Origin of the sequence: Kitasatospora humi (assembly GCF_020907985.1) — a bacterium.
Classification (GTDB): domain Bacteria; phylum Actinomycetota; class Actinomycetes; order Streptomycetales; family Streptomycetaceae; genus Kitasatospora; species Kitasatospora humi.
In genome coordinates, this window is the sequence record NZ_JAJJPA010000022.1 from 94,541 (window position 1) to 118,543 (window position 24,003).

Sequence of the window (24,003 nt, forward strand, 5' to 3'; positions counted from 1 at the left end):
AGCCTCGCCTCGTACACCGCCGAGTCGTGGACCGCGCAGAGCGCGGGTCCGGTGCGCGACGTGAGCGGCCATGACATCGCCCTGAACGAGTGCGCGAGCGTTCACGGCGCCACGACCTGGCAGCAGCAGCCCTACCTGAGCAGCGGCGGCGACCCCGCGGTGCTGGAGATCTACACGTTCGCCGGTCCGGCGGCGGCCAACACCGCATACGACAGAGTCCGCTCCGGTATGAGCTCCTGCCAGGCCACGTCCAGGGCCCTGCAGAGCACGCACCACATCACCGCCGACGCGGTCTCACAGCAGACCGCCGACGCCCCGGGCGCCGCGGCGTTCGAACGCACCTGGACCGGAGTCGAGGGCGTCTCCGCCCCCGGCAAGCAGACCAATCACCTCTACCTCGCCGCGCACGGCACGAGCCTGCTGGTCCTGCACTTCGACGAACTGGCCAGCGGTTCCGCGGCTGTTCCGTACGACGTGCATCAGGACTCGAACGTGCTGTCGCTGCTCACGAACCTGCCGGCCGGCCAGGCCGGTACGCGCTGATCCAAACGCCGATCGACCAGCCAACACAACAAGGGAGAACCATGTCATCGATGCGCAGGAAATCGCAGGGCGTCGCCCTGCTCGCAGCCGGGTCGCTGCTCGGCGCGGTGGTCGCGCTGGTGCCGAGTGGTGCCGCCTTCGCCGGCACCGTCGGCCTTGGCTCGCCCGGATCGACCGGAAGCCTCGGTCCGTCCGCGCCGGGCGCCGCGATAACGCAGCAGCAGATGATCGCCAGGGCGCACGACTGGATCAACAATGCCGTGCCGTACAGCCAGTCCGCCGCCTGGCAGGACAGTGCCGTCGGCGGTCCGTACCGGGAGGACTGCTCCGGCTTCATTTCCATGGCCTGGGGCCTGACGGACAGCCTGACCACCCAGACTCTCCCAAACGTCTCCACCGTCACGGCCGGGAACATCAGCGGCGACACGAACCTGCAGCCGGGCGACGCGCTGGACTACACGGCCGACCACGTCGTGCTGTTCGACTCGTGGGCCAACCAGTCGGCGGGGACCTTCAACTACGACGCCGAACACGACTACGGCCAGGTCGCCGACGAGCGGACGGGCAGCATTTACTCCAGCACGCTGGAGGGCTACTCGATCTCCTCCTTCGAGGCCCTGCGCTACAACAACATCGCCCAGACCCGGACCTCGCCGGTGTCGATGGCTGCTGCCGGCAACTACGTGGCGTTCGTCGACCAGAACGGGTACGTGGAGAACGATTGGGCGGACGGTAACGGCTGGCACGGGCCGGCGTTGTTGGGTGGTCAGGCGCGTGCCGATTCGCCTGTGGTGCTCGATGCCAAGGTCGACCACGCGTACTTCATCGATCAGAACGGCTACGTGGTCAACGACTGGACGGACAGCAACGGCTGGCACGGCACGGCGATGCTCGGCGGACAAGCCCGGGCGGGTTCCCCCGTCGTCACGAACGCGGCGGGCAACTTGGTCGTGTTCATCGATCCGAGCGGTAATGTCGTCGACGATTGGGCGGATGGTAATGGCTGGCACGGGCCGGCCTTGATGGGTGGCCAGGCTCGTTCCGATTCGCCGCTCGCGTTCAACGCCAACGGTGACCACGTCTACTTCGTCGACCCGAACGGCTATGTGGTCAACGACTGGGCGGACAGCAACGGTTGGCACGGCACTGCGATGCTCGGTGGACAGGCCCGTGCGGGCTCGGGCATCACCACCACCGCCGGTGGTGGTCTGGTCGCGTTCGTCGATCCGAGCGGTAATGTCGTCGACGACTGGGCGGACGGTAACGGTTGGCACGGGCCGGCCTTGATGGGTGGCCAGGCTCGTTCCGATTCGCCGCTCGCGTTCAACGCCAACGGTGACCACGTCTACTTCGTCGACCCGAATGGCTATGTGGTCAACGACTGGGCGGACAGCAACGGTTGGCACGGTACCGCCCTTCTCGGCGGACAGGCCCGTGCAGGCTCGGGCATCACCACCGACGGCCCCGGCAACCTCGTCGCGTTCGTCGACCCCAATGGCTACCTGGTCAACGACTGGGCCGATAGCAACGGCTGGCACGGCACCGCCCTCCTCGGCGGCACCAGCCGCTGACCCCACCACCCCACCACCGCCCCAGATGGGGGAGCGTGATACCCCACCCCGGCTCGCCGTAGGCCCACCTCCGATCTCCGATCGGCGCGCGTACGCCGGGGTGGTCGCACTCCGCCTACGTCCACCCCGACGTCCGGGGCCTCGGTGTCGGACTGGCGCTGCTGGATGCGCTGCTGGCTTCGACCGGCGCCGGGATCTGGACCGTGAAGTCCGGCATCTTCCCGGAGAACACCGCCAGCCTCGCCCGGCACGCCAAGGCGGGCTCGCAGCTGGAGCTGCCCGAGAAGGCCGGGCCGGACCGGTTGGAGTGCCCGCAGTGCGCGGGCGACCGGGAGGTGCGGTGTAGCGAAGACTGGAGGTGATCTTGGACACCGGTGGCCGCCGCGCCGCTGGCCGAACGAGGAGTGGCGCCGGGCTGTTGATGGGCACCGCGTACCTCCTCACCGAGGAGGCGGTGGCACGCGGGGCGGTGCGACCCGCGTTCCAGCGCCAGGTCTGCGAGGCGCGCGGCACCGAGCTGCTGCGGACCGCCCCCGGGCATGCCACCCGGTGCGTGCCGAGCCTTTCCTGACCGGCCATCAACTCGACACGGCCACGCCGCAGCGTGCGCACCCCGTCGGTCAGGACGGTCTCCGATCCGTCCACGCCGCGCAGGGCGGCCACCGCCTCCTCGGGCGCAGCGGACTCGGCGAGCAGCGCCAATTGGGTGTCCAGCAGCACGCCGTCCGCCGCACCGGCCACGGCCGCCGCCGCGGTGTACGGGCCGGTGCCACCGCAGGCCCACACCGGTAGCCCGAGCAGTGGTGCCGCGCCAGCTCCTGGAGGAGCACGAAGGTGCTCAATTCGCCGACTCGCCCGCCGCTTTCGCAACCACGCGTGATCAGGCTTCTCGTGACCCCGCCACGGACGCCTCCGGCTGCGCGACCGCAGGCCGACCGTCGCCGAAGGGCGGTTTGACCGGCAGCGCAGCGGTAAGGCGAGGTGCGCAGTCATCGACGTACGGAAGGCAGGCCGCCATGACTCTCCTCGACCGCCTCACCGGGGCATCCGCTTCCGCCGGAGCCGATCGGGCCCGGTCCCACGAGGCAATCGGGATCCCCACCCTCGACGCCGCGGCCGGCTTGCGCAAGGCCGCGCAGGCCATCAGTGCGCAACTGGACGACGTGCACGCGGACCAGGCGCTCGGACGAGCCCGCTCCTGGGCGACGGCGGCCGTCGGATTCGGCCGACGCACGACCGCCCGGACGGTGGCGTTCGCTCGGGGGCAACTGGCCGGATCGGTGCGGGGCGCCCACTCGGTGGCCGACTCGGTTCGCCGCGGTACCGACGCCGGCCAGGGCACCGTGTTCACCGCCGCGGCACGACTCGGGACGGGCCGGCGCTCGCGCGCCGCCGGCGTGGCGGCAGTGACGGGAGGCGTCATCGCGGTCATCCTGTGGCGGCGGCGACGCAGCTGACCTCCGGAGCCGGCGCCGGCGCCGCCGCGCGTGACCGCCGCGGTGCCCGCGCACCACGTTCCTCAACGGTCGGTCACTCAACTCCCAGGATGCGCGGGCCCATGAACGTGCTTGGCAGACTCGACGCCTACCAGCGGCAGCGCCGCTCGGTGGCGCTCACACTCGCCGTCATCTACAAGTTCATCGACGATCAGGGCACCTACATGGCTGCCCTGATCACCTACTACGGCTTCCTCTCCCTCTTCCCGATGCTGCTGCTCCTGGTCACCGTGCTCGGTTTCGCACTGCACGGCGACGCCGAGCTCCAGCAGCAGGTCCTGCACTCCGCCCTCAGCCAGTTCCCGGTGATCGGCGATCAGATCGAGCGCAACATCCACTCCTTCCACGGCAGCGACTTCGCGCTCGCCGTCGGCATCGCGGGGAGTCTCTACGGCGCCCTGGGAGTCGCACAGGCGCTTCAGAACGCCTTCAACACCGTGTGGGCCGTTCCTCAGCACAGCCGCCCGAACGCGCTGGCCGCCCGCCTGCGCGGACTCGCCCTGCTGGGCCTCCTCGCCACGGCCCTCCTGGTGTCCAGTGCGCTGGCCGCCCTCACCGGCACCGCGCACCACTGGCCGACCTGGGTCGACTGGGGTGCCAGGGCCGCGGCCCTCCCGCTCTCGCTGGCCGTCGACACGGTCCTGCTGGTGACCAGCTTCAAGCTCCTGACCACCCGGCACCTGCGAGTACGCCTTCTGTGGCCGGAGGCCCTGGGGGCATCGCTGGTCTGGCAGGGCCTGCTGACGGCCGGCACCTACTACGTCGGGCACGAGCTGCACGGGGCGACGGCCACGTACGGTCTGTTCGGCATCGTGCTCGGCCTGATGGCGTGGATCTACCTCGGCGCGCTCACCCTTGTCGTCTGCGCGGAAAGCGCGGCGGTGCGCACCCGCCACCTGTGGCCGCGCAGCGTCGCGGCCCCGTTCACCGACGAAGCCCCGCTGACGCGCGCGGACCGCCGGGCCTACACCTCCTACGCCACCGCCGCCGCCTACAAGGCCTGCGAGGAAGTCAGCGTCGACTTTCACCCACCCGCCACCGGCAGCCCCGCCGCCGCCGACCCGCCGCCGCCCGCCGGGCGGTGAGCCGCGCACTCCGGGTCACCGGTGCGGGGCCGTCCCACGCCTGGCCCGGGTCACCGGTGCGGGGACGTCCCACGCCTGGCCCGGGTCGCCCGAATTCGCCTGCGCGGCCGCCGCATCACGCCCATCGCTCACCCGTCACCGGTGAGAGGACCGCTTCGCATGAGGAACACCCTGAACGACCTCGACGCCAGGCTGTTCGTCCAGGTCGCCTCCCGCCGCCTGCGCGGCGCCGACCCGTGGCTGTCCCGCCTGACGCGCGCCGCCGACCACGGAAAACTGTGGCTGGCCGGCGCCGCAGTGGCAGGCGCGACCGGCAATCGGACCGCGCGCCGGGCCGCCCTGCGGGCCACCGGCTCCCTCCTGCTCGCATCCGCCGTGGCCAACATCGCCGCGAAGAGCCTCACACGTCGCTCCCGTCCCGCTCTCGAACCGGTGCCCTTGGTCCGGCGTCTGCTCAGACAGCCCGTGACCAGCTCCTTCCCGTCGGGGCACTCCGCCTCGGCGGCGGCGTTCGCCACCGGGCTGGCCATCGAGTCGCCGCTCCTCGGTGCCATCGCCGCGCCCGTCGCCCTCGGGGTGATGGCCTCGCGCGTCTACGTCGGCGTCCACTACCCCGGTGACGTCCTGGCGGGAGCGGCCCTGGGGGCGGGGGCGGCCGCGCTCACCCTGCGCTGGTGGCCCCGCCGCGGCGAGCACCCCGCCCAGACGGCCCCGCCCGGGATCGACGTGCCCGCGCTGCCCACCGGCGCCGGGCTCCACCTGGTGGTCAACGGTGCCTCGGGTTCCGGCACCCTCCCTGGCACCGGCGACCGGGAACGACTCGTCGAGGAACTGCGCACCGAACTGCCCGACGCCCACATCCTGATGTGCGGCGACGGCGACGACCTCGCCGCGCTGGTGGAGCGGGCCGCGGCACTGGCCGTCAGGACCCACGGGGCGCTGGGCATCTGCGGCGGCGACGGCAGCGTCAACCTGGCAGCGACCGTCGCCGCACGGGAGGGACTGCCCCTTGCCGTGTTCCCGGGTGGCACCCTCAACCACTTCGCCCTCGACCTGGGTACCCACACCGTGCGGGCCACCGCCGAAGCCGTCAAACAGGGCCGCGCCTGCGCGGTCGACCTCGGTCTGGTCACCGGGGAGGGGGCCGACCGACCGTTCCTCAACACCTTCAGCGTCGGCATCTACCCCGAGCTGGTCCGGGTCCGCGAGAGGCTGGAGAAGCGGATCGGCAAGTGGCCGGCCCTCGGCGTCGCCCTGGTCCGCGTCCTGGCCACCGCCGAACCGGTGCGCCTGACCGTCTCCGGCGTCCCGAGGACCGTGTGGATGCTCTTCGCCGGCAACGGCACCTACGACCCGCCCGGCTTCGCCCCCGTCCACCGGACCTCACTGGACGACGGCCTGCTCGACGTCCGCGCCGTCGACGGCAGCCATCCCTTCGCCCGCACTCGGCTTCTCTTCGCCTTCCTCACCGGCACCCTCGCCCGCACCCCGGTCTATCGCGAGGCCCGCCTGACGGCCCTCGACCTCACGGACCTCCGCGATGCCCGGCACCTCGCCGTCGACGGCGAAACCATCCGGGCCGTCCCCCGACTGCGCCTGGCCAAGGTCCCCGCCGGGCTGACCGTCTACCGGCCCGAAGAGCCCGCCGTGCCTCCGCAACCGGTGGTGCGGAAGGGGTTGCTCGGGGGTGTGGTGTTCCAGGACGGTCGACCCCCGGTGTCCAGGGCCGACGCAGGAGGGCAAGGCCGGAAGACGTCGATCCGAGGCCGGGCGGCGGGGTGTCATCCGCCGGTTCGGGGGTAGCCGGACTCCGTTCCCTACCGCAAGGAGTGGAGTTATGGGTATCGGAGGCTGCGTCCTGTTGTTCGCCCTCGGTGCGGTCCTCGCCTTCGGCGTCAACTGGCACGTGTCAGGAGTCAACATCCATACGGTGGGCTGGATCCTGATGGCCGCCAGCCTGCTCGGCCTGATCACGTACGTGAGCATCTTCAAACGCCGGCGGTACACCGGCCGGGCGGGAGCCGACGAAGTCGTGGAGGAACGGCGCTACTACGAGCAGCCATGAGCCAGCCGAGCGGCGAGGTGCACGAAGTCGCCCCAACCCGTGGTCGGCACGTCCTGACGGACGGGACCACGGGACCGGCGGACGCGAACCGGTGCGCACGTCATCGCGCCGCGTCGGTTGGCCCGTCCCGCCGGCCGGTTGCGTTCCGGGACGCTTGACCGCGCCATCCGGGTTGGCCGGTGGTGATGTTGAGATTCCTCTGGATCGCCTGGCTGATGTGTGGGGCGGTCGCCGCTTCGGCGGCGGCCGTCGTGGTGTCACCGTGGTGGTGGTGTGCGGCCGGTCCGATGCTCGCCCTGGCGGTGCCGGCGGGTGTGGACCTGCTGCAGACCAAGCACGCGGTGCTGCAGCCGGGACTGCGGATCGCGGGCACCCTGGGCGGGGGGCGTCGTGGTGTTCTGGTGGCTACGGCACCTGCTGCTCGCCTCCCGCGTCGGGTGGCTGCTGGTACCGGGCGCGGTGGCCACGGTGGTGGCGCTGGTGGGGCTGTGGTTCTTCGCCAACCTGGTGCTGGCGCGGCGCTGGTGGCCAACGCGTTGTCCTACGGCACGATCGGCACCGTCCTGGTGGTGTGTCCTGGCTCGTCGGGGTCGGCTACACCATCTACGGTGGCGCGCTGCTGGGCCGGGTCCCGCCCGGTCACGGAGGAGCACGGGACCGAGGGGGAGGACGACCCAGGGATCGCTTCTTGGTCCCAGCCGCATCAGACGCCCCGCCGGTCGCGGCTGCTCCATGGCGCCCGGGGCGGTGGGCGGGACGGCCGATGGCCGGCGCCGGGCAGCCGCTTGCCATCGCACCGTCCCTCCGGCCCCCGCAGCCGCGCCGGCCCGCGGGCCCCGACCTCAGCCGGCGGAGGCAGCCGGAGGGGGCCCGGGGCGTGCGCCGGACCGCGCAGCTTGGCGGTTCAGTCCGGCGGCTCCGGTGCCCGGGGCTCGCCCGGTTCCGGTGTGGGTGGCTCGGGTTGCGGTGGAGCCGGGGTGGGCAGCGGCGGTTCCGGGGGCGGTACCGGCGTGCCGGGCGGGGCGGGAGGATCGGGTACCGCCGGCGGCTCGGGCGGTTCAATCGCTGTCGGTGGCCGCTCGGGCAGGGTGCGCAGGGACGGGGCGGGCGCGATTGCCATGGGTTTCCCTCCATCGGTCGGACCGGGCACGTCGGGCGGGCTGTTCTGTGATCGGCTGCCCTCGTTCCGCGGGTTTATGCCGTCCCGCCGAAGCCGCCGGTTCAGGCGGCGACGCTGTGCCGGCGGCGGCCCGGCACCCGAGAGCGCGGTCGTCGTCCGGTCGTGCCAGGTCGGCCGCCCGTCCCTGCACGCGCCCGTGTCTCGACTCGCGCCTTGAAGCTGCGCGGCCGGTCCCGGTCACAGCTCGATGTCCGGGTGGAGGCGGGCCATGGTCCACAGGCGCTGACGTCGGGTCACCAGGGTGGTGAAGGCGAGGAACACGAAGGCACAACCCGTCAGGACGAGGGCGTCACGCAGCAGGCGGGATGCCAGGCCGCCGGAGATGGTCACCCGCAGTCCGTCGATCAGGTAGGTCATCGGCAGCAGCGGGTGCAGCGCCTGGAAGAAGGCGGGTGTGGTGGCCACGGGGTAGAGGCCGCCGGAGGCGGTGAGCTGGAGGATGAGCAGGACCAGGGAGAGGACGTCACCGGCGACGCCCAGGGCGGTGCGCAGGAAGTGGTCCACGGTCACGAACGAGCCGACCGCGAGGACCAGCAGGATGATCGTGGCCAGCGGGTGCAGCGGATGGAGGCCGAGCACGAGGTCGACCACTCCGTACAGGACGACCGCGGCCACCGCGCCCAGGGCGGCGGCGGGCAGCCAGCCCGCCACCGCGATGCTGCGAGCCGGGGCCGGTCCGGCCAGCGCCCGGCGGTTGGTCGGGCGCAGCAGCAGGTAGGCGAAGAGGCCGAACACCCACAGGGCGATCCCGAAGAAGAACGGTGCCATGCCGCGCCCGTAGACCCCGGCGGGGTGCAGGTTCTCACGGTCGATGTGGACGGGGGCGCCGAGGACTTGAGATGCGGCGGAGACCTGCTGGTCGTTGAGATCGGGGATGGCGGCGAGCCCGGAGTCGACGGTCTGCGAGAGCTGGGTGGCGCCGCCGTTGGCCTGGTCGGCGGCGCTCTTGGCCGCGTCGGCCGCCTGTTGTGCGCTCTTCAGGCCGGTAGTGAGGGTGGCGGCACCGGCGGCCACGCTCTGGCTGCCGGAGTCGATCAAGTGCAGCGGGGTGTCGAGTGCGGCGACGCGTTGTTGGAGGGGGGTGACCTGGCCTTGGAGCTGCTGGGCGTCCGTCACCGCCTGCGGTGCGGCGGCGGCCGCGGTCGCGGCCTGGCCGTCCACCTGGCCGGCGGCGGTGTCGGCCTGTTGGACGCCGTTGAGAATCCTCTGGAAGGCCGCGTCCTGCGCGAGTTCGGGATGGGCGGCGGCGAACTGCTGCAGGTCGGTGACGGCTTGGGCGGTCGTGCGGCGGATCCGACTGGTTCCGGTGTGCACCGCGCTGGTGCCCTGTTCGGCGAGTTGCGCGGCGGCCACCAGGGAGGCGGCGGCGGTGGGCAGGCGGCCGGTGACGGCGCTGTTCAGCGCGTCGGCCGCGGTGTCGACCTGTCCGATGGCCTGGCTGATCTGCCTGCTGCCGGTGGCCACCTGGTCCGCCCCGGTGCTGGTGGCGCTGCCGGCGGCAGCGAGGGCGGCACTGCCCTGCTGGGCGGTTGTCGTGGCGCTGACCAGTTGGTGAGCGGCCTGCGAGGCGGTGGTCAGCTGCTGGCGGACGCCGGACAGTTCGCCGTAGAGGCTGCGGACGTAGGCCTCGTGGGTGGCCGCGTCGATCTGCGCCTCCAGCTTGGACTGGACGGTCTCGGTCATCACACCGGCGATGTAGTTGTTGGCGTCGTTGAGTTCCATCCGCAGGCCGGCCTGCTCGGGCAGGGGGTCGCCAGCGCTGGCCAGCCGGGTACTGAAGTCCGCTGGGATCTCGATGGTGAACGCATACCGGCCCGAGCGCAGCCCGGACGCGGCGGTGGGCTGGTCGACGAAGCGCCAGGCGAACGTGCCGGACGCCTTGAGCTGCTGCACCAGTTGGTTGCCCGCGTCCACCGTCCGGCCCTGGGAAGTAACCGCGGGGCGGTCCAGGTCGACCACCGCCACCGGGATCCGGTCGGTGTGACCGTACGGGTCCCAGTTGGCCCACAGGTACATCGCGCCGTACAGCAACGGGACCAGGCAGAGCGTCAGCGGTACCAGGCGGCGCAGCGGCCCCCGGAAGCGGCGCAATTCCAGGAAGGCCAGCAGGACAGCGGTCACGGGTGCGCCACCAGGTCGCAGGCGGAGCCGGCCGGGCCGGGACCGGGCAGCCGCGCCGCACTGCGCCGGGGCAATTCCAGCAGGACGGTGCCCGGAGCGGGGTCCGGGGGCGGCTGGGTCGCCGAGGCGAGGACCGTGCACCCGGTGGCGCGCACCGCTTGCAGCGCCTGCCAGGCACGCTCGCGCTGGAGGTCGGGACAGCCCCGGCCCACGTTGTCGACCACCAGGACGGCAGGGCGGGCGGCCAGGGCGAGGGCGGTCGCGAAGAGCAAGGCATCCAGTGGGGTCAGGTCCTCGACCAGAGTCGAGCCGCGCAGCCGCACCCCGAGCAGGTGGGCCGCCGTCACCACACCGCGCACGGTGACAGCCCGGTCGGTCCAGCGGCGCTCGGCGATCGACTCGGCGACCCGCAAGCGCCTCTCCAGTTCGACCGCCGAGTCCGCCCGGGCGATGCCGACCAACTGGCGGATCCGGTGCGCGCCCCGCCCCGGCACAGTGGCCCGTCCCACGCGCACCGCCCCGGTGGTCAGCCGCATCCGTCCGGCCAGGGCCAGCAGCAGGACCGTGCGGCCCGACCCGGCCGGGCCGTGCGCGACCAGCAGACCGCCGGCGGGTACGTCCACGTCGACATTCTCGAACACCGGGCCCCGGGGCCCACGCACGCTGATCCCTCGTGCCCTAACGGATTCGCCGGATGTCTTCATGGCTTACGAGTAACCCCATTCAGCGGATCCACGCTCGCATCGCCACACCCGTCAACTCCGAACTCGACGGAAACGGCGAGGACTCGGCTGACATGGCTTCAGCCGGTCGGGGCAGACGGCGAAGCACCTGCTCCGACATCCGGGAGGCATCCATGACCGCAGCCATGGTCCTGCTACTGGTACCGCTCGCACTGGTGGCCATCCTGACCGCCACCGCTCCTTCCCTCACGCACCGCCATCGCCGCCCGCAGGCCGCTGTGGGCCGGGGCGAGCGAGCACGTCGCTCACGCCACACGCGCCCGTTCCGCTGAAGGGTCCGTAAAAAGCGTCCTCGCGCAGGTGGGCGGGGTCGGCGAGCAGGAGGCGGGCGGCCTTGCGCGGGGAGAGGTTGGCGTGGTCGGCCTCGACCCGGCCTGGTTGATGTAGCGGACTAGTGCTCTGACCGAGAAGGTTCACCGGGTTGGCGCTTGCGAGGCAGGTAGCGGTTGGATGTTGGCGACATCGAACCGGTGCGGGGAGGCGTGGTGGCGGATCCGGTCATGGTCAGGAGACTGACCGATCAGGAGGGCCAGCAGTTACAGCGGATCGTGCGTCGGGGCAGCACGAGCACGGTGCGCTACCGGCGGGCGATGATGCTGCTAGCCTCGGCCGGCGGTAACCGGGTCCCGGTGATCGCCCAGCTGGTCCAGGCGGACGAGGACACCGTGCGGGATGTGATCCACCGGTTCAACGAGATCGGCCTGGCCTGCCTAAACCCTCAGTGGGCGGGAGGCCGTCCCCGCCTACTCAGCCCTGACGACGAGGACTTCGTCATCAAGACGGCCATCACCCGACCCACCAAGCTCGGCCAGCCCTTCACACGCTGGTCGATCCGCAAACTGCTCACTTACCTCCGCAAGGTCCACGGCCGGGTGATCCGCATCGGCCGCGAGACCTTGCGCTGCCTGCTCGCCCGACGCGGCGTCACCTTCCAACGCACCAAGACGTGGAAGGAGTCCACCGACCCCGACTACGACGCCAAGCTCGACCGGATCGAGCACGTCCTCGAACACTTCCCGGACCGCACCTTCGCGTTCGACGAGTTCGGCCCACTCGGCATCCGGCCCACCACCGGTAGTTGCTGGGACGAACTGGGCAAACCGAACCGGCTACCGGCGACCTACACGCGCACCCACGGTGTCACCTACTTCCACGGCTGCTACTCGATCGGCGACGACACCCTCTGGGGCGTCAACCGCCGCCGCAAGGGCACCGCGAACACCCTGGCCGCACTCAGGTCGATCCGGGCCGCCCGCCCGGACGGCGCCCCGGTCTACGTGATCCTCGACAACCTGTCCGCCCACAACGGCAAGAAGATCCTGCGCTGGGCGAAGAACAACAACGTCCACCTCTGCTTCACACCGACCAACGCCTCCTGGGCCAACCCGATCGAGGCGCACTTCGGACCGCTGCGGCAGTTCACCCTGGCGAACTCCAACCACCCCAACCACACGGTCCAGACCCGCGCGTTGCACGCCTACCTGCGCTGGCGCAACGCCAACGCCCGCCACCCCGAAGTCCTGGTGGCCCAACGCCGCGAGCGCGCCCGCATCCGCAGCGAGAAAGGACTCCGCTGGGGAGGACGGCTGCTGAAGGCCGCCTGACCAGCGGCGCGTCGCGCTAAACGTTCGCGCCGTCGGCCGGCCGTCGGTGCCCGCAATCGATCTCGTTGCCTTCGACGTCCGAGACGTAGCCGTGGTGCCCGTTGAAGTGCACCGTCACCGAGCCTGGCCGATGGTCTACCTCGAAGGGCTCGTTGCCATATGTCGTCCCGGACCAGGGACGACCATCCGCGGCCCCGAACGTCCAGACCACGAACGTCTCGCCAGGCGCCAGCCAGTGATCACTTCCATACGGCTCCAAGACCAGCTCCAGCAGCTCCTCGCCGCTGTTGTGGACCCGCAGACGAGCCACCGGCGCCTCATCGACGGCCATCAGCCCTCCCTGATCAACGATATCGCTGCACGAGGAACAGTAGCCGGGCCCTCCGCCTGCAAGAACCGGTGAACCTTCCCGGTCACAGCACTAGGAGGTTCGCGCTGCCGGTGTAGCCCAGTTCCTTGGTCTCGCGCAGGAGGTGGGTGACGGGCACTGCGGGATCCTCTGTCCGGCGTCGGCGCAGGTGGTCGCGGTAGGGGTCGACGAGCGTGGGCCGGTACAGCGGTGCTCTCACCATGCGCTCGGGCTTGGTGTGGCGGGCGTAGCGCTTGACGGTGTTCAAGGCCAGGCGCAGACGGCGGGAGCATTCCAGCAGGCCGACGCCGGCATCGAGGAGTTGGTGGACCTGTTGCCACCGCCCGAGGGTCGTCGCGGCGCGGGTGCCCTCCCGAAGCGGTGGGCCGGCCTTGGCCGGTGGTGGCGTCGATCAGTATCGTGGCGCAGCGGTGGCCCCTGCGCAGGGCGAACTCGTCGATGCCCAGCACCCGCGGAGCCGGCCTGGCGGGCAGCGTGATGCGCATCAGGCAGTTCAGCACACTCGCCCAGACGGAGCCAGCGGCCCGGCACGACCGTTGACCGCTCGCCGCCTCGGTGCCCGGCTTCGAACGATCGGCCTTCCCCCTGGGTCGGTCGGAAGGCAGCCCTCCTTGATCGCTCTGCTCAGATGCCTCCCGCCGTCCTCCATCGGCTCCTGGGGATCAGCATCGCCAGCCGTCAGTTCTGGTCGGCAGGAGCCAACAGCAACGAGTACGCAGCCGAGCTGGCTCGGCGACTATGAGCATTCCCAGAAGAAGCGTCCTTCGCGGCGATCAGGGCTGACGAAAGCGAATCCGTAGCCGCAGCCGAAGTTGACGCACCGTTCCGTCGCCTAGGTCCACTACCCACAGGCTCTCGACGCTCGCTGGCGGCCAGCCGTCCTCGTCCACCTCCATTTGAAAGTCGCGTACAAGGGCCCATTCCGCGTCCGTCAGGGCGAAGCAGCGACTGGGGTTCGCTCTGGAGATCGTCAAGCGCAGCGACGACGCTTCGGGGTTCGTGGTGCTGCCCAGACGCTGGGTGGTGGAACGCACGCTGAGCTGGCTGACGCTCATGAGCCGCCGGCTGGCCCGGTCGCGAGCGTGAACCGCCCCGAGGTGGGTTCGGGCCTTCACCCGTGAAGGCCCGAACCCACGATCGAGGGCGTCATACAGCACGATCTGGTTCGCGGAACGGTTGAGGATCCGCAGCACGCGATGCCCGCGTGGCGTCCCGGCTCCCCCTGGACACATACGCGCCGAATACAGAGGTATCGAGATCCTTTAGGGAGTCCAGGACCAGAGTGGCAATCGCAAAGCGAGGATCGCAGCGATCAGCGGCCTCGGGAACGGCGACGACCGTCATCTGGGCTGACACGCCGGCGAGGACGCCGTTGAGCGAGTCCTCGAGCACAATGCATTCGCCGGGTGACGCGCCGAGGGCGGCGGCTGCGCGGAGGTAGGCGCCCGGGTGGGGTTTGCCGTGTTCGTCGTCTTCGGCCGAAAACACGGCGTCGAAAGATCGGTCAAGGCCGGTGCTCGCGAGCGCAGCCCGGATCACCGACTCCGGCGAAGATGACACGACGGCCATCGCCCTCGATGCTCGCGCGCACGCCGCGACGGCGTGTTCGGCGCCGGGTTTCAGCGCCGCTCCGTCCAGCCGACGGCACACGGCGGCCACGATCTGCTCCTCGACGTCGTCGGGGTCGGCTTGAATGGTGGCCCGATCGAACCAGTAGGCCACCATGTCTCTTTGCCGCAGCCCGCGCGTCGCCGCCTGCATCTCCGTTGTGAGGTGCAGGCCAAGAGGACCGAACACTTCACGCTTTGCCGCGTCCCAGATCGGCTCGGAGTCGATCAAAAGGCCGTCCAGGTCGAATAGGACAATCGGTTGCATCGGTTGTTCTTTCGTTGGCGATCACGCGAGGACAGGACGATTCGCTGCCCCGCCGTGCATGAGCAGATGGCGCTGTGGTCGATGACGGTGGTCATGAGCCGCCGGCCGGCCCGGCGGCGAGCGTGAACCGTCCCGGGGTGGGCTCGTCGGCCCGGCCCCGGTCGGCCAGCCGCTTCATCTTCGACCGAACTCCTTCCACACTTGCCGGAACCGGCTCCAGTCCGAGTACGGCAGTGATCTCCTGACAGGACATCACTGGCTTCCCGTTGGATGCTTGTTCGGCGAGCGTAGCGAGGATGCGCTGGTAGTGGGGGGCGAGCGTGTCCATGGAAAGCGCGGGACGCCACACCGGGACGATCGAGCCCGGTCGCGCGGCCCTCGGCAGGGGAACCTTGACGGGCGCGTTCGTCGCGGGCTCCGGCCCGGAAGAATCACCGGCCCCCGGGCCGGCTTCACCTGCCTGTCCGGGCCGCGGTCCGGACAGGACACTCGCCAATGCGCTGCCGGGCGATCAGCCACTCGTGCCGGGCCGCCTCCGCTTCGGCGAGCTCAGCGAGTACCCGGTCCGCCACCTCCCGAAGGTCCTCCACGCGCTCACGAGCGGCCAGCAACCGCTCCTCCAGGAGACCCACCACCGACGCCATCCCGGCACCTCCACCAACGAGACAACCCGACGGCCCGAGCATGCCTCGCCGTGCCGGCATCATGCCTGAACTGCGGAAACCCACCGATCAAGACCGGTACGACAACGGCTTCTCAGCCCTCCGCGCTCTCCGGTGTGAACGCGTAGGTGCGGACCGGGTCGAGGTGTAGTTCGTAGGGCCCGAAGCAGTCCGCGGTAAGTGTGGCGACCCGGGCTCCGCAGGGGCAAGCCCGGTTGAGGCCTTCGGTTCCGTTCGGTCCACAACATCCGGTGCTGTTCTCCCAGTTCGGGAGGGGCTGCAACGCGGGCGCGTCATCGGGGTGGATCACGGCCGTGTTGCGGACCCCGGCCGAGGCGATGAAGCCCTCCTCGGTGGCCATGAGAGTCCCGCGAGGCTGCGATGGAGCCGGGTTTTCCTGGTCTTCCTGCACGACGAAGGGGGCTCCCCAGGGCTCTGCTTCGATCGCGTAGCAGCCCTGCGGAACGGTCGGCGGGGCCTGCCGTGCTCCCTTAGGCCGGGCGTCTTCGAGCTCTGGAACTGCAGGGACGGCGGGCAAGGCCGTCAGGTCCGGGGTGAGCGTCGTACCGCACTTGGAGCAGTAGAAGACCGTCATGGGTCCGTTGTACCCGTAGATCTTCTCGCTCTGCACCTCACTTATGTCCAGCTTTCACCGACATGGGGCGAGACGGCGACGACTCGGTCAGCGGTTCAACTGAGCCATCAACTCCCGGTTCGCGGCACGTGCGGCGGCGAGGCCTTCGTCGCGCTCGGCGACTTCGGACCGGAGGTCGAGGGTCTGCTGCTCCAGTTCGCCGATCCGGCGGGTGAGCGTTTCGACGTCGGCGGGGGTGCTCAGGCCGGATGCTTCCCAGGCGGCCTGGCCGAGCGCTTGGGACAGGCGTCGTTCGAGCCGGGTGATTTGCGCGGACAGTCGCCCGTTGCGGGCGGTGAGGTTCGCAACGTCGGCCAGCAGCGACTTGCGGCTGACCTGCGTCCCGGCGGTCGTTGCGGGCGGGGGCTGGCCCGCGCGGGCGACGATGGCCGCGTCCAGGTCCCCGTGCCGGTGAATCAGGCTGCGGTGGACGCCGGCGGCGCGGGCGACCGACGAGACGCTGATCTCCTCCCCGGCAGCGGCCAGTTGGTCGAGGGCTTTGAACACCCGGTTTCGGCGACGGTCGGAGTCCGCGGACCGCGCTCGGGTCAGGTGGTCCGGTGATGTGCTCACGCGTCACGCTCCAGCCGCAGGTCCTGCTCCGGCGGCCGGATCCCGGGCATGCCCAGGGAGACGCTGCGGGTTGCGTCCTTGATCTGCTCGCGTTCGTCGTCGGTGAGCCCGGCGAGGTCGGGCTCCACTCGGCGGATCATTGTGCGGATGCGCTTGATCTCCTCCTCGGACGGGGTCGCCTCGGAGCGTGCCCACGTTTCCAAGTCGGTTGCTGCGGCGAGAGGTTCGCGATCCCGGAGAGGTTTTCGAGGTAGGTCCGCAGCTCGGGCAGGTAGGACGGGTCGGTGCGGAAGTGATCGCAGCCGACGCAGCGGAACCGAACGGGCAGCCGTGGCCGCCGGCCTTGACGTTGCTCGGTTCGACGCAGATGCCGTAGGGGACGGAGACCTGGCCGATCCGCAGGCGGGCGTGTTCGTGCTCCAGGGGCTGGCGGGTCTGGGTCCAGATCCTGTTGCCGTGCCGGCCGAACTGATGCGAGACGAGCTTGTCGACCGCGGCCCGGGTGCGCTTCTCGGTGACCCGTGATGGTGGAGTCGGGTATGGAACTGTCCGAATGCCTCCCGTGGCGAGTAGTCTGCTGAGGTCGATCCCGCCCGTTCCTGGGAGGCTGTGGTAGGCAGGTCGGATGATCAGCCGACTTCCCCTGGATCAGCAACTGGAATCCCTGCGTGCGGTGCTGTCCCGCAACGACGTGTTGACGGAGGTGCTCCAGCGGGCGACGACGTTGGATTTGCCTGGGTGGTATGTGACGGCGGGGTGCCTGTTCCAGACTGTGTGGAACGTGGTCACGGGCAGGCCGCCGACCAATGGCATTAAGGATTACGACGTCTTCTACTTCGACAGTGACGATCTGTCCTGGGAAGCCGAGGATGCGGTGATCAAAGCCGGGCGTGAGGTCTTCGCTGGCCTTCCTGCGGAAGTGGAGATCCGCAACGAGGCGCGAGTCCACCTCTGGTATCAGGACAAGTTCGGTGTCGTGTGCCCGCCGTATGACTGCACCGAGGCGGCGATCGACAGCTTCGCTGCGACGACGTGCTGCCTGGGCGTGCGTCTGGAGGCCGACGGTCGGTGGCGCGTGTATGCGCCGCACGGGCTCTCGGACGCTTTCAACCTCGTTGTCCGTCCCAACCCGCTGCTCGCGCCGCAGTCGGTCTATGAGGCAAAGGCGGCGCGATGGCGCGAGCAGTGGCCGGAGTTGACCGTCCTCGACTGGCCCTCCGCGACCGTCACGACGACCGCGTCCGCCGGCTGACATCTGCGGCGCAGGCACCCCAGTCTCCGGCGGCGGCTCGCTGCCACTTGACGGCGACGCTGATGTGGATGCCGAGGGTACGGGCGAGGATCGCGGAGGGCAGCTCGGTGGCGAGCTGGAACAGGGCGGTGCAGCGGGTCTCGGCGAGCCGGATGCCGAGCTTGCGGAGTCGTTCGCCCATCGCCCAGGCGCTGATCGGGCGGCCGGGCTGGCCGCCAGGGAAGAGCCAAGGAGAGTCGGTCTGGGCGAGGGCCGCGTGGCTGCAACGAGCTGAGACTTGCTTCAGGGCCAGATCGGCGACGGACCCGGGCAGGGTGATCGCGAATGACCCGCACGGGTGGCCGGACCACCAACAGGTCCAGCGCTCCAGCGAGGGCGGCGACGACGTCGGCCCACCGCTCGCCCGGATAATCGACGAGCAGGATCCGGTCCGGATCGGCGCCGGCCCTCACCAAGGCGGGCAGCCCGGCCTCCGGCATCCCGACCACGCCGATCCACCGGCGCTCTCGGTGTCGATGATGTTGTCGAGCTCTTTGCGGGGGTCGCGGATTTCGTCGGCGAACGCATCGTTCGCGTCACCAGCATGTCCTGTTCGGGGTGCACGGTAGTGAGATATTCCTTCTCGTCACCTGCCTGGTCACGCACCGGCACGTCCCAACGCCTTTGTGAGGACCTTCGACGAGTGCGTCCACATGGTCGTTGCAGGAAGGACGTGCAGCCGCAGTTCCGGGTGGGTGCACCACACCCACGCCCCAACCCATGAGGTGGGTCTAGCGTGGCGAGCATGTTGCGTCCTGAAAGCTGGTCCAGGCTCGCGGGTGGGAGTCCCGTCCGGGTAGACACCGGAGTGCCCGGTAGCAGGTCCCGGTTCGTCGTGGAGACGCGGCGGGCTGAGCGGGATGTCAAGAGCCTCTTCGGAGGGAGCAAGCACGCGGGCCGTAGCGTCAAGCGAACCTTGCAGCCTCGTCCCACGTACAGCGGAGAAGCCGAGCCCGTCATGCCGGGGCGAAGGCCACGTCCCAGGGGCCCTGTTCCGGGGTCAGCCCTTGGGGTTCTCCCGGGGTACGGAGGGCGGCACGTGTGCACAGTCTGGGCCGGAACAGGAGAGACCCGTCTGACCACGCCTTTCGTCGGGCAAGAGACCGGACGTATAAGCCGATGGTGAAGTCGTCCGGAGGGCAGCGGGAGTCCGATGGGGTCGTAGTACCGCTGATCGGTGTGCAACACAACGCGCCAGGAGGGAAGGGCCCCAACTTTGATCACGCTCGTGGCGGAGGTAAGCGCGAGGGCATGGCCGGACCCGGGTTCGACGTAATTCGAAGCCTCTGGAGCAACGGCATGCCCGCTGGCCTGCGGCTTCACCTTCTCGGCTGCCGCAGGTCGTTTCTCTAGGCGCTCGCGTTTCCGCAGGTGGCGAGGCTCTCCGGTGCGGTCTTCGAGGACCCGGCCGAAGGCCGTCTCGCAGCCGCCGCATGATCGACGATAGAGCGTCGATCACGGACCTCGCCCCGCGATCGCCAACTTGCCCCGGTTCAGAGGGGTTTGTCTCTACCGTTCTTCGGCCCATTGTTGGCCCATTGGCTCGATCGGCCAGGCCGCTGACCTGCCCGTTTCTCTATGCCTAGAGAAGCGGGCGATTCGGGCCGCAAGCGGAGAGTCTGCAGGTCAGCGGGCACTTCACGCCTCCAGGAGAGGCGAATTATGTCGAACGCGGGCCGGAGAGAGTCCGGTCAACTACCCCGGCGGGGCGAGCCCCGTCGTAGTGGACGGACGTGCGTCCGTCCTGAAAGTGCGACAACTTCAACGCGCGCTATGGACTGCGGCCAAGCAGTCGCCGGAGCGGCGCTTCCACGCCCTGTACGACCGTGTCCACAGGGGTGACGTCCTGTGGGAGGCATGGGAGCGGGTCCGGGCCAACAGAGGGAGCGCCGGGGTGGATCGGGTCACCCTGGAGTTCGTGGAGAACCAGTACGGGGTTCGCCGGATGCTCGGCGAACTCCAGCAGGCTCTCCGCTCAGGCACGTATCGTCCCGCGCCGGCCAGGCGCGTGGACATCCCGAAACCACAGGGTGGCAAGCGGCCGCTGGGCATTCCCACGGTGCGCGACAGGGTGGCCCAGCAGGCGGCGAAGATCGTCCTGGAGCCGGTGTTCGAGGCGGATTTCCTGCCGTCCTCGTACGGGTACCGGCCCAGGCGGTCGGCGTTGCAGGCGATGGAGCGTCTTCGGACGGGCTTCATCGAGGGCCGCTGTGTCGTCGTGGAGTTCGACATCCGCAACTTCTTCGGCGAGATCGACCACGGTCGCCTCCTCGCGGAAGTCGGTCGGCGGGTGTCGGACCGCAGGGTGCTCAAGCTGCTGCGGTTGTGGCTTCAGGCGGGTGTGATGGTGGACGGGGAGGTTCGGCGGACGGTCGCCGGGACTCCTCAGGGCGGGGTGATCTCACCTCTGCTGGCCAACATCTACCTGCACGTCCTGGACGCCGAGCTTGCTCGGCGAGGTGTCGGTGAGCTGGTCCGGTACGCGGACGACGGTGTCGTTCTGTGTCGGTCGGTGGCCAATGCCCAGGTGGCCTTGGCGGCGGTCGGGGAGATCCTCGGCTCGCTGGGGCTGGAGCTTCATCCGGACAAGACGAAGGTGGTCGACCTCAGAGAGGGCCGGGAAGGACTCGACTTCCTCGGCTGCCACTTCAGAGCCCGCTTCTCGGGCCGGATGTGGGAGAAGTACCGCAAGCGGCGCTTCTACCTGCATCGCTGGCCGTCACAGGCGGCGATGAAGCGACTCCGGGAGAAGGTCCACGACAGGACCGACCGCCGCCGGTCGGGATGGGATATCCGTGACGTGATCGCGGAGTTGAATCCGATCCTGCGCGGCTGGGGCGCCTACTTCCGAACCGGGAACGCCGCCCGGAAGTTCAGACAGGTCGATGCCTACGTGGTGTGGCGGCTTCGCAGCCTCATGGTGAAGAAGCGGGGTCGCAACCTGCGTGCAGGGCAGGCCGCAGTGTGGACGGAAGAGTGGTTCAACGGGCACGGCCTGCACCGCCTGCGGGGCACCATCCGCTATCCGAAGACCGCGTAACCATGTCAAGAAGATCATCGGTAAGCCGTGTGCGGGAAAACCGCACGCACGGATTGAAAGGGGACGGAGGAACCGGGCCCGACAGGGCACCGCGCCTCCAACTACCAATGGAAAGCAACAACGAGCTCGGTGAGTATCTGCGGGCTCGCCGCGCGATTGTCACGCCGCGGGACGTCGGGTTGCTCGACGGTGGGGACCGGCGGGTGCCAGGACTGCGGCGGGACGAGGTGGCGCTGCTGGCCGGGGTGAGCACGGACTACTACATCCGTCTGGAGCAGGGTCGTGAGCGCAACCCGTCCGAGCAGGTGCTCCGGGCGATCGCTGCGGCGCTGCGGCTGGACGGCGCTGCGGCGGGTCACCTGTTCCGGGTCGGCTTGCCCGTTTTCGCCGCGGCGGCTGCGGTACCTACCGTCGCCCCGGAGTTGGTGCGGCTGATGCACGGCATGCGCGACGTGCCGGCCTTCGTGATCGGCGCGGCGCAGGACGTGCTGGCCGCCAACGCGATGGCGCGCGAGCTGTACCGCGGGTTCGCTCGGTATGACAACCTGCTGCGAATGATCTTCCTCGACCCGTTCGCGCGGGAGTTCTACGTCGACTGGGACAAGGCGGCGCACACCGCGGTGGGCAACCTGCGGGCGTCGTCCTCGCAGTTCCCCGAGGACGAGCGGATCGAGCGGATCGTCGGCGAGCTGAGCGTGCGCAGCCCGGCTTTCACCGGCCTGTGGGCGCGGTACGAGGTTCGCCCCCGCACGCAGGAGGACAAACATTTCCGGCACCCCCGCGTGGGCGAGGTGCGGCTGCACTTCGAGGCACTGGCCGTCACCAGCGCCCCGGGTCAGCACCTGTCCGTCTACAGCGCGGAACCCGGCAGCGCGAGTGCCGACGCCTTGGCCCTGGTCCGCCGACTGGCCGAGCAGGGATCGGCCCCCACGGTTCAGGACACCTGACCGACCACAGCTCCGCCGCCATCCTGGACCACCACACCCGCCACGGCATCGGCTTCATCTCCTGGGTGTCGGTGGCCGCGACCAAGCCCGCCCGCCTCGCCGAGGCGGCCGTCCGGATCACGACCGCCCATGGCGCCCGGCTGCCCAGGAGGGGCTGGCCTGGCGGCTCGCCCGCTCCGAGCTCGTGCTGCCCATCCCCGGCACCTCCAAGGTCCCGTACCTGCAGGACAACCAGGCCGCGGCGACGCTGCGCCTGACCGACACCGAACCGGCGAACTCACCGACGCCGTATGACCGTACCCCCGCGGGACCGGCCGTCGTCCTCTGCACCGGCCGGCCCGGCCCTCACCCACTCACCGAAGAAGGCACTTCAAGCCATGCTGCTTCCCTCCACCGAGGCAGGTCGAGGACGGCCCGTCGTCCTGCTGCACGCCCGCCCCACCGACCGCACCATGTGGGACGCCCACCTTCCGCTGCTCGCCGAGGCGGGCCTGCGGGCCATCGCCCTGGACCTGCCGGGCCACGGCGACGCGACCGTGCCCGACCGCCGCGAGGTGGCTCCCTGGTCCGACGTGCTCGACACGCTCGACCACCTCGGGGCCGACCGCTTCGTGCTCGCCGGGAACTCACTGGGCGCTCTGGTGGCACTCCAGGCCGCCATCACGGCACCCGAGCGGGTCGAGGGCCTGGTACTGGTTGGGTACCGGCCCCACGACCAGCCCGCCTCCTCACGTCTGGACGCCGCCTGGGAGGCCGAACGGACGGCGCTGGCCGCCGGCGACCTGGACGCTGCGGTGAAGGCCGGCGTCCAGGCATGGACCTGGGCCGGAGCCACCGAAAAGGTACACACCCACGCCACCCGCGTGCTCCACCGCCAGTTGACCGAAAGGCTCACCCACGGCGAACCGCCGCAAGCGGCTGATCCCCTCGGCGCGGGCCCGGCGGCGCTGCGCACGCTCAGGGACGTGCCCGCTCTGGTCGGCGTCGGCGAGTACGACATGCCCGACTTCCACGAGGGCGGCGAGGGTCTGGTCCGCGTCCTCGATGCGGGTCGGACCACCGTCATCCCCGACGCCGGACATCTCGCACCGCTGGAACAGCCCGAGGCGTTCTGCGCCCTGCTCCTGGACTTCGTCCGCCGCCTCCCGCAGCGGTCGTTGCCGGCGCACTGGTACGCGTAGGGCTTCCACCACCCGCACGGCCTGCCAGCCACTGAGCCGGTCGCGTCAGCCCAGCCGGGGCCACCACCCGCCGTCCCGCTCCTTCGGCGGGCCGGCCGCGACCTCATCCAGCGCCCGCTCCTCCTGCGCGGCAAGCTGCGCACGCTGGTCATCGGCGAACTGCACGAGTCCGTGCTGCTCCAGGACCGGTCACGGAATCCAGCCGGCCACCACCCGCTCGGCCACCGAGAAGTCACTCCCGCAGTCCGGGCAGGCGGCTCGCCCGAACAGGCAACGGATGCCATGAGCCGGCCCCTCCTGGCCGTCCGCCATTGCCCGCGTGAACAGTCTCTGCGGCAGCTCTGCCAGCTCCTGCACTCGCGCCGGTTGGAGGGGCGACTTCTCCACTTCCTGCAGCGCATAGTCGTCGGTGCAGCAGAAGGAGTCGTCCTGCCCGATCACCACGAACATGTTGACGCCGCAGTAGGGGCAGTCAACCTCGTATTCCCCGGTCTGCAGGCCGTCCAGGGAGCGGTCCCAGATCTCGGCACCCTCAAAGGAGAGCAGGGCCTGCAGCAGGTTCACGTATTCCTCGGCCTCGGCCGTCTGGCTCAGGCGCCGATCGGTGAGCTCGTGCAGGACCGCAATCGGAGCCGAAAAGACCGTCAGGGGGCTGTCGGGATCGGACAGCCCGGGAGAACATGAAGCGATTGCCCCCGCCGCCAGCAGCACCAAGCCCAGGGTCTCCGGGCCGGCCGCGGTCGCGATCTCGGCCAAGCGCGGAAGTGCTGCGAAGCTTGCGGTGAAGGCGGTGTCCAGCTGCGGACACAGGTGGTCCATCAGCTCGGACCACACACCGCTCGGATCGGCTTCGAACCGGTCCAGGAGGCCAGGCACGTGTTCCGCAGAACCGCACGCGTCGGTGAGCGTCGACCAGTCCGTCATGCGGTTATCCAACCAGGCGGCTTTGGGCAGGTTGCACCGGGTCAAGCGACTCCAAGATCATTCACGCAGATCCGGTCAGAGCCGTTTTCCGAGATCCT

At 70.1% G+C, this 24,003-nt stretch carries 22 protein-coding genes and 5 pseudogenes; 14 read left to right on the forward strand and 13 right to left on the reverse strand.

The annotated features are described in order from the left end of the window. Positions 1 to 60: 60 nt before the first annotated feature. The 8 genes and pseudogenes from LN042_RS21305 to LN042_RS21340 all read left to right on the forward strand — a co-directional run bounded on the left by LN042_RS21305 (position 61) and on the right by LN042_RS21340 (position 6,760). Positions 61 to 543, forward strand: coding sequence for a hypothetical protein (locus LN042_RS21305; protein WP_230052882.1), 483 nt, complete (start codon positions 61 to 63; stop codon positions 541 to 543). Positions 544 to 584: 41 nt separating this feature from the next. Next, positions 585 to 2,114, forward strand: coding sequence for a PLL family lectin (locus LN042_RS21310; protein WP_230052883.1), 1,530 nt, complete (start codon positions 585 to 587; stop codon positions 2,112 to 2,114). A 73-nt stretch (positions 2,115 to 2,187) separates the two neighbouring features. Beyond that, positions 2,188 to 2,377, forward strand: a pseudogene (locus LN042_RS21315) (GNAT family N-acetyltransferase); the annotation flags it as partial. A 117-nt stretch (positions 2,378 to 2,494) separates the two neighbouring features. Further along, positions 2,495 to 2,676, forward strand: a pseudogene (locus LN042_RS21320) (hypothetical protein); the annotation flags it as partial. A gap of 454 nt (positions 2,677 to 3,130) precedes the next feature. After that, positions 3,131 to 3,571: a hypothetical protein gene (locus tag LN042_RS21325; RefSeq protein WP_230052885.1), complete on the forward strand. Its 441-nt coding sequence runs from the start codon at positions 3,131 to 3,133 to the stop codon at positions 3,569 to 3,571. Between the two features lie 101 nt (positions 3,572 to 3,672). Beyond that, entirely contained in the window at positions 3,673 to 4,695 is a 1,023-nt protein-coding gene (locus LN042_RS21330; RefSeq protein ID WP_230052886.1) for a YihY/virulence factor BrkB family protein, read from the forward strand. A 159-nt stretch (positions 4,696 to 4,854) separates the two neighbouring features. After that, entirely contained in the window at positions 4,855 to 6,498 is a 1,644-nt protein-coding gene (locus LN042_RS21335; protein WP_230052887.1) for a bifunctional phosphatase PAP2/diacylglycerol kinase family protein, read from the forward strand. A gap of 34 nt (positions 6,499 to 6,532) precedes the next feature. Then, entirely contained in the window at positions 6,533 to 6,760 is a 228-nt protein-coding gene (locus LN042_RS21340; protein ID WP_230052888.1) for a DUF6458 family protein, read from the forward strand. A gap of 1,357 nt (positions 6,761 to 8,117) precedes the next feature. Here the strand turns inward: LN042_RS21340 and LN042_RS21345 are convergent. Further along, the gene (locus LN042_RS21345; RefSeq protein ID WP_230052889.1) at positions 8,118 to 10,061 is read right to left on the reverse strand and encodes a YhgE/Pip family protein; all 1,944 of its coding nucleotides are present in this window, start codon (positions 10,059 to 10,061) and stop codon (positions 8,118 to 8,120) included. Then, entirely contained in the window at positions 10,058 to 10,684 is a 627-nt protein-coding gene (locus LN042_RS21350) for an ATP-binding cassette domain-containing protein (RefSeq protein WP_230052890.1), read from the reverse strand. Before LN042_RS21350 ends, LN042_RS21345 begins: the two co-directional genes overlap by 4 nt. Positions 10,685 to 11,289: 605 nt before the next feature. Here LN042_RS21350 and LN042_RS21355 point away from each other — a divergent pair. Continuing rightward, complete coding sequence (locus LN042_RS21355) at positions 11,290 to 12,408, forward strand: IS630 family transposase (RefSeq protein WP_308191843.1); 1,119 nt, start codon at positions 11,290 to 11,292, stop codon at positions 12,406 to 12,408. Positions 12,409 to 12,424: 16 nt separating this feature from the next. Here LN042_RS21355 and LN042_RS21360 read toward each other — a convergent pair whose 3' ends face one another. Together LN042_RS21360 and LN042_RS21365 are read right to left on the reverse strand one after the other, a co-directional pair. Beyond that, a complete protein-coding gene (locus LN042_RS21360) occupies positions 12,425 to 12,739 on the reverse strand; it encodes a hypothetical protein (RefSeq protein ID WP_230052892.1) in 315 nt (104 codons plus the stop codon). A gap of 91 nt (positions 12,740 to 12,830) precedes the next feature. Next, a pseudogene (locus LN042_RS21365) lies at positions 12,831 to 13,281 on the reverse strand (ISL3 family transposase); the annotation flags it as partial. Positions 13,282 to 13,732: 451 nt separating this feature from the next. Between LN042_RS21365 and LN042_RS21370 the strand changes: the two are divergent. Beyond that, positions 13,733 to 13,852, forward strand: a pseudogene (locus LN042_RS21370) (IS5 family transposase); the annotation flags it as partial. Between the two features lie 72 nt (positions 13,853 to 13,924). Here LN042_RS21370 and LN042_RS21375 read toward each other — a convergent pair. From LN042_RS21375 to LN042_RS21400, 6 genes are all read right to left on the reverse strand, one after another. After that, on the reverse strand, positions 13,925 to 14,653 hold the full coding sequence (locus tag LN042_RS21375) for an HAD family hydrolase (protein ID WP_230052893.1): 729 nt from the start codon (positions 14,651 to 14,653) through the stop codon (positions 13,925 to 13,927). A 91-nt stretch (positions 14,654 to 14,744) separates the two neighbouring features. Then, complete coding sequence (locus LN042_RS21380; protein WP_230052894.1) at positions 14,745 to 14,981, reverse strand: hypothetical protein; 237 nt, start codon at positions 14,979 to 14,981, stop codon at positions 14,745 to 14,747. A 124-nt stretch (positions 14,982 to 15,105) separates the two neighbouring features. After that, the gene (locus LN042_RS21385; protein ID WP_230052895.1) at positions 15,106 to 15,297 is read right to left on the reverse strand and encodes a hypothetical protein; all 192 of its coding nucleotides are present in this window, start codon (positions 15,295 to 15,297) and stop codon (positions 15,106 to 15,108) included. A 112-nt stretch (positions 15,298 to 15,409) separates the two neighbouring features. Next, complete coding sequence (locus LN042_RS21390; protein WP_230052896.1) at positions 15,410 to 15,910, reverse strand: hypothetical protein; 501 nt, start codon at positions 15,908 to 15,910, stop codon at positions 15,410 to 15,412. 87 nt (positions 15,911 to 15,997) lie between these two features. After that, positions 15,998 to 16,522 (reverse strand): helix-turn-helix domain-containing protein, encoded by a 525-nt coding sequence (locus LN042_RS21395; RefSeq protein WP_230052897.1) that lies wholly within the window; start codon positions 16,520 to 16,522, stop codon positions 15,998 to 16,000. Further along, the gene (locus LN042_RS21400; RefSeq protein ID WP_230052898.1) at positions 16,519 to 16,725 is read right to left on the reverse strand and encodes a hypothetical protein; all 207 of its coding nucleotides are present in this window, start codon (positions 16,723 to 16,725) and stop codon (positions 16,519 to 16,521) included. The genes LN042_RS21395 and LN042_RS21400 overlap by 4 nt, the downstream gene beginning before the upstream one ends. A gap of 422 nt (positions 16,726 to 17,147) precedes the next feature. Here LN042_RS21400 and LN042_RS21405 point away from each other — a divergent pair, with 422 nt between their 5' ends. Continuing rightward, positions 17,148 to 17,774 (forward strand): nucleotidyltransferase family protein, encoded by a 627-nt coding sequence (locus LN042_RS21405; protein WP_230052899.1) that lies wholly within the window; start codon positions 17,148 to 17,150, stop codon positions 17,772 to 17,774. On the opposite strand, the gene LN042_RS21410 is transcribed toward LN042_RS21405, so the two are convergent. Continuing rightward, positions 17,749 to 17,955: a hypothetical protein gene (locus LN042_RS21410; protein WP_230052900.1), complete on the reverse strand. Its 207-nt coding sequence runs from the start codon at positions 17,953 to 17,955 to the stop codon at positions 17,749 to 17,751. The two genes, LN042_RS21405 and LN042_RS21410, sit on opposite strands and share 26 nt — an antisense overlap. A gap of 130 nt (positions 17,956 to 18,085) precedes the next feature. Beyond that, positions 18,086 to 18,274: pseudogene (locus tag LN042_RS38290) on the reverse strand (ImuA'/RecA-like NTPase); the annotation flags it as partial. Between the two features lie 1,289 nt (positions 18,275 to 19,563). Between LN042_RS38290 and ltrA the strand changes: the two are divergent. The 3 genes from ltrA (at position 19,564) to LN042_RS21425 (ending at position 22,981) form a co-directional block, all read left to right on the forward strand. Further along, complete coding sequence (gene ltrA / locus LN042_RS21415; protein WP_308191844.1) at positions 19,564 to 20,853, forward strand: group II intron reverse transcriptase/maturase; 1,290 nt, start codon at positions 19,564 to 19,566, stop codon at positions 20,851 to 20,853. 107 nt (positions 20,854 to 20,960) lie between these two features. Next, on the forward strand, positions 20,961 to 21,800 hold the full coding sequence (locus tag LN042_RS21420) for a helix-turn-helix domain-containing protein (RefSeq protein ID WP_230052902.1): 840 nt from the start codon (positions 20,961 to 20,963) through the stop codon (positions 21,798 to 21,800). 377 nt (positions 21,801 to 22,177) lie between these two features. Beyond that, entirely contained in the window at positions 22,178 to 22,981 is an 804-nt protein-coding gene (locus tag LN042_RS21425) for an alpha/beta fold hydrolase (protein ID WP_230052903.1), read from the forward strand. Between the two features lie 189 nt (positions 22,982 to 23,170). Here LN042_RS21425 and LN042_RS21430 read toward each other — a convergent pair whose 3' ends face one another. Continuing rightward, entirely contained in the window at positions 23,171 to 23,905 is a 735-nt protein-coding gene (locus tag LN042_RS21430) for a hypothetical protein (RefSeq protein WP_230052904.1), read from the reverse strand. Positions 23,906 to 24,003 lie beyond the last annotated feature (98 nt).

What these genes read in the sequence shown, in the direction of transcription:
- LN042_RS21310 (WP_230052883.1), top strand. Translation starts at nt 585, where the DNA reads ATGTCATCGATGCGCAGGAAATCGCAGGGCGTCGCCCTGCTCGCAGCC.
- LN042_RS21325 (WP_230052885.1), top strand. Translation starts at nt 3,131, where the DNA reads ATGACTCTCCTCGACCGCCTCACCGGGGCATCCGCTTCCGCCGGAGCC.
- LN042_RS21330 (WP_230052886.1), top strand. Translation starts at nt 3,673, where the DNA reads ATGAACGTGCTTGGCAGACTCGACGCCTACCAGCGGCAGCGCCGCTCG.
- LN042_RS21335 (WP_230052887.1), top strand. Translation starts at nt 4,855, where the DNA reads ATGAGGAACACCCTGAACGACCTCGACGCCAGGCTGTTCGTCCAGGTC.
- LN042_RS21340 (WP_230052888.1), top strand. Translation starts at nt 6,533, where the DNA reads ATGGGTATCGGAGGCTGCGTCCTGTTGTTCGCCCTCGGTGCGGTCCTC.
- LN042_RS21360 (WP_230052892.1), bottom strand. Translation starts at nt 12,739, where the DNA reads ATGGCCGTCGATGAGGCGCCGGTGGCTCGTCTGCGGGTCCACAACAGC.
- LN042_RS21375 (WP_230052893.1), bottom strand. Translation starts at nt 14,653, where the DNA reads ATGCAACCGATTGTCCTATTCGACCTGGACGGCCTTTTGATCGACTCC.
- LN042_RS21380 (WP_230052894.1), bottom strand. Translation starts at nt 14,981, where the DNA reads ATGGACACGCTCGCCCCCCACTACCAGCGCATCCTCGCTACGCTCGCC.
- LN042_RS21385 (WP_230052895.1), bottom strand. Translation starts at nt 15,297, where the DNA reads ATGGCGTCGGTGGTGGGTCTCCTGGAGGAGCGGTTGCTGGCCGCTCGT.
- LN042_RS21390 (WP_230052896.1), bottom strand. Translation starts at nt 15,910, where the DNA reads ATGACGGTCTTCTACTGCTCCAAGTGCGGTACGACGCTCACCCCGGAC.
- LN042_RS21405 (WP_230052899.1), top strand. Translation starts at nt 17,148, where the DNA reads ATGATCAGCCGACTTCCCCTGGATCAGCAACTGGAATCCCTGCGTGCG.
- LN042_RS21410 (WP_230052900.1), bottom strand. Translation starts at nt 17,955, where the DNA reads ATGGGCGAACGACTCCGCAAGCTCGGCATCCGGCTCGCCGAGACCCGC.
- LN042_RS21420 (WP_230052902.1), top strand. Translation starts at nt 20,961, where the DNA reads ATGGAAAGCAACAACGAGCTCGGTGAGTATCTGCGGGCTCGCCGCGCG.
- LN042_RS21425 (WP_230052903.1), top strand. Translation starts at nt 22,178, where the DNA reads ATGCTGCTTCCCTCCACCGAGGCAGGTCGAGGACGGCCCGTCGTCCTG.
- LN042_RS21430 (WP_230052904.1), bottom strand. Translation starts at nt 23,905, where the DNA reads ATGACGGACTGGTCGACGCTCACCGACGCGTGCGGTTCTGCGGAACAC.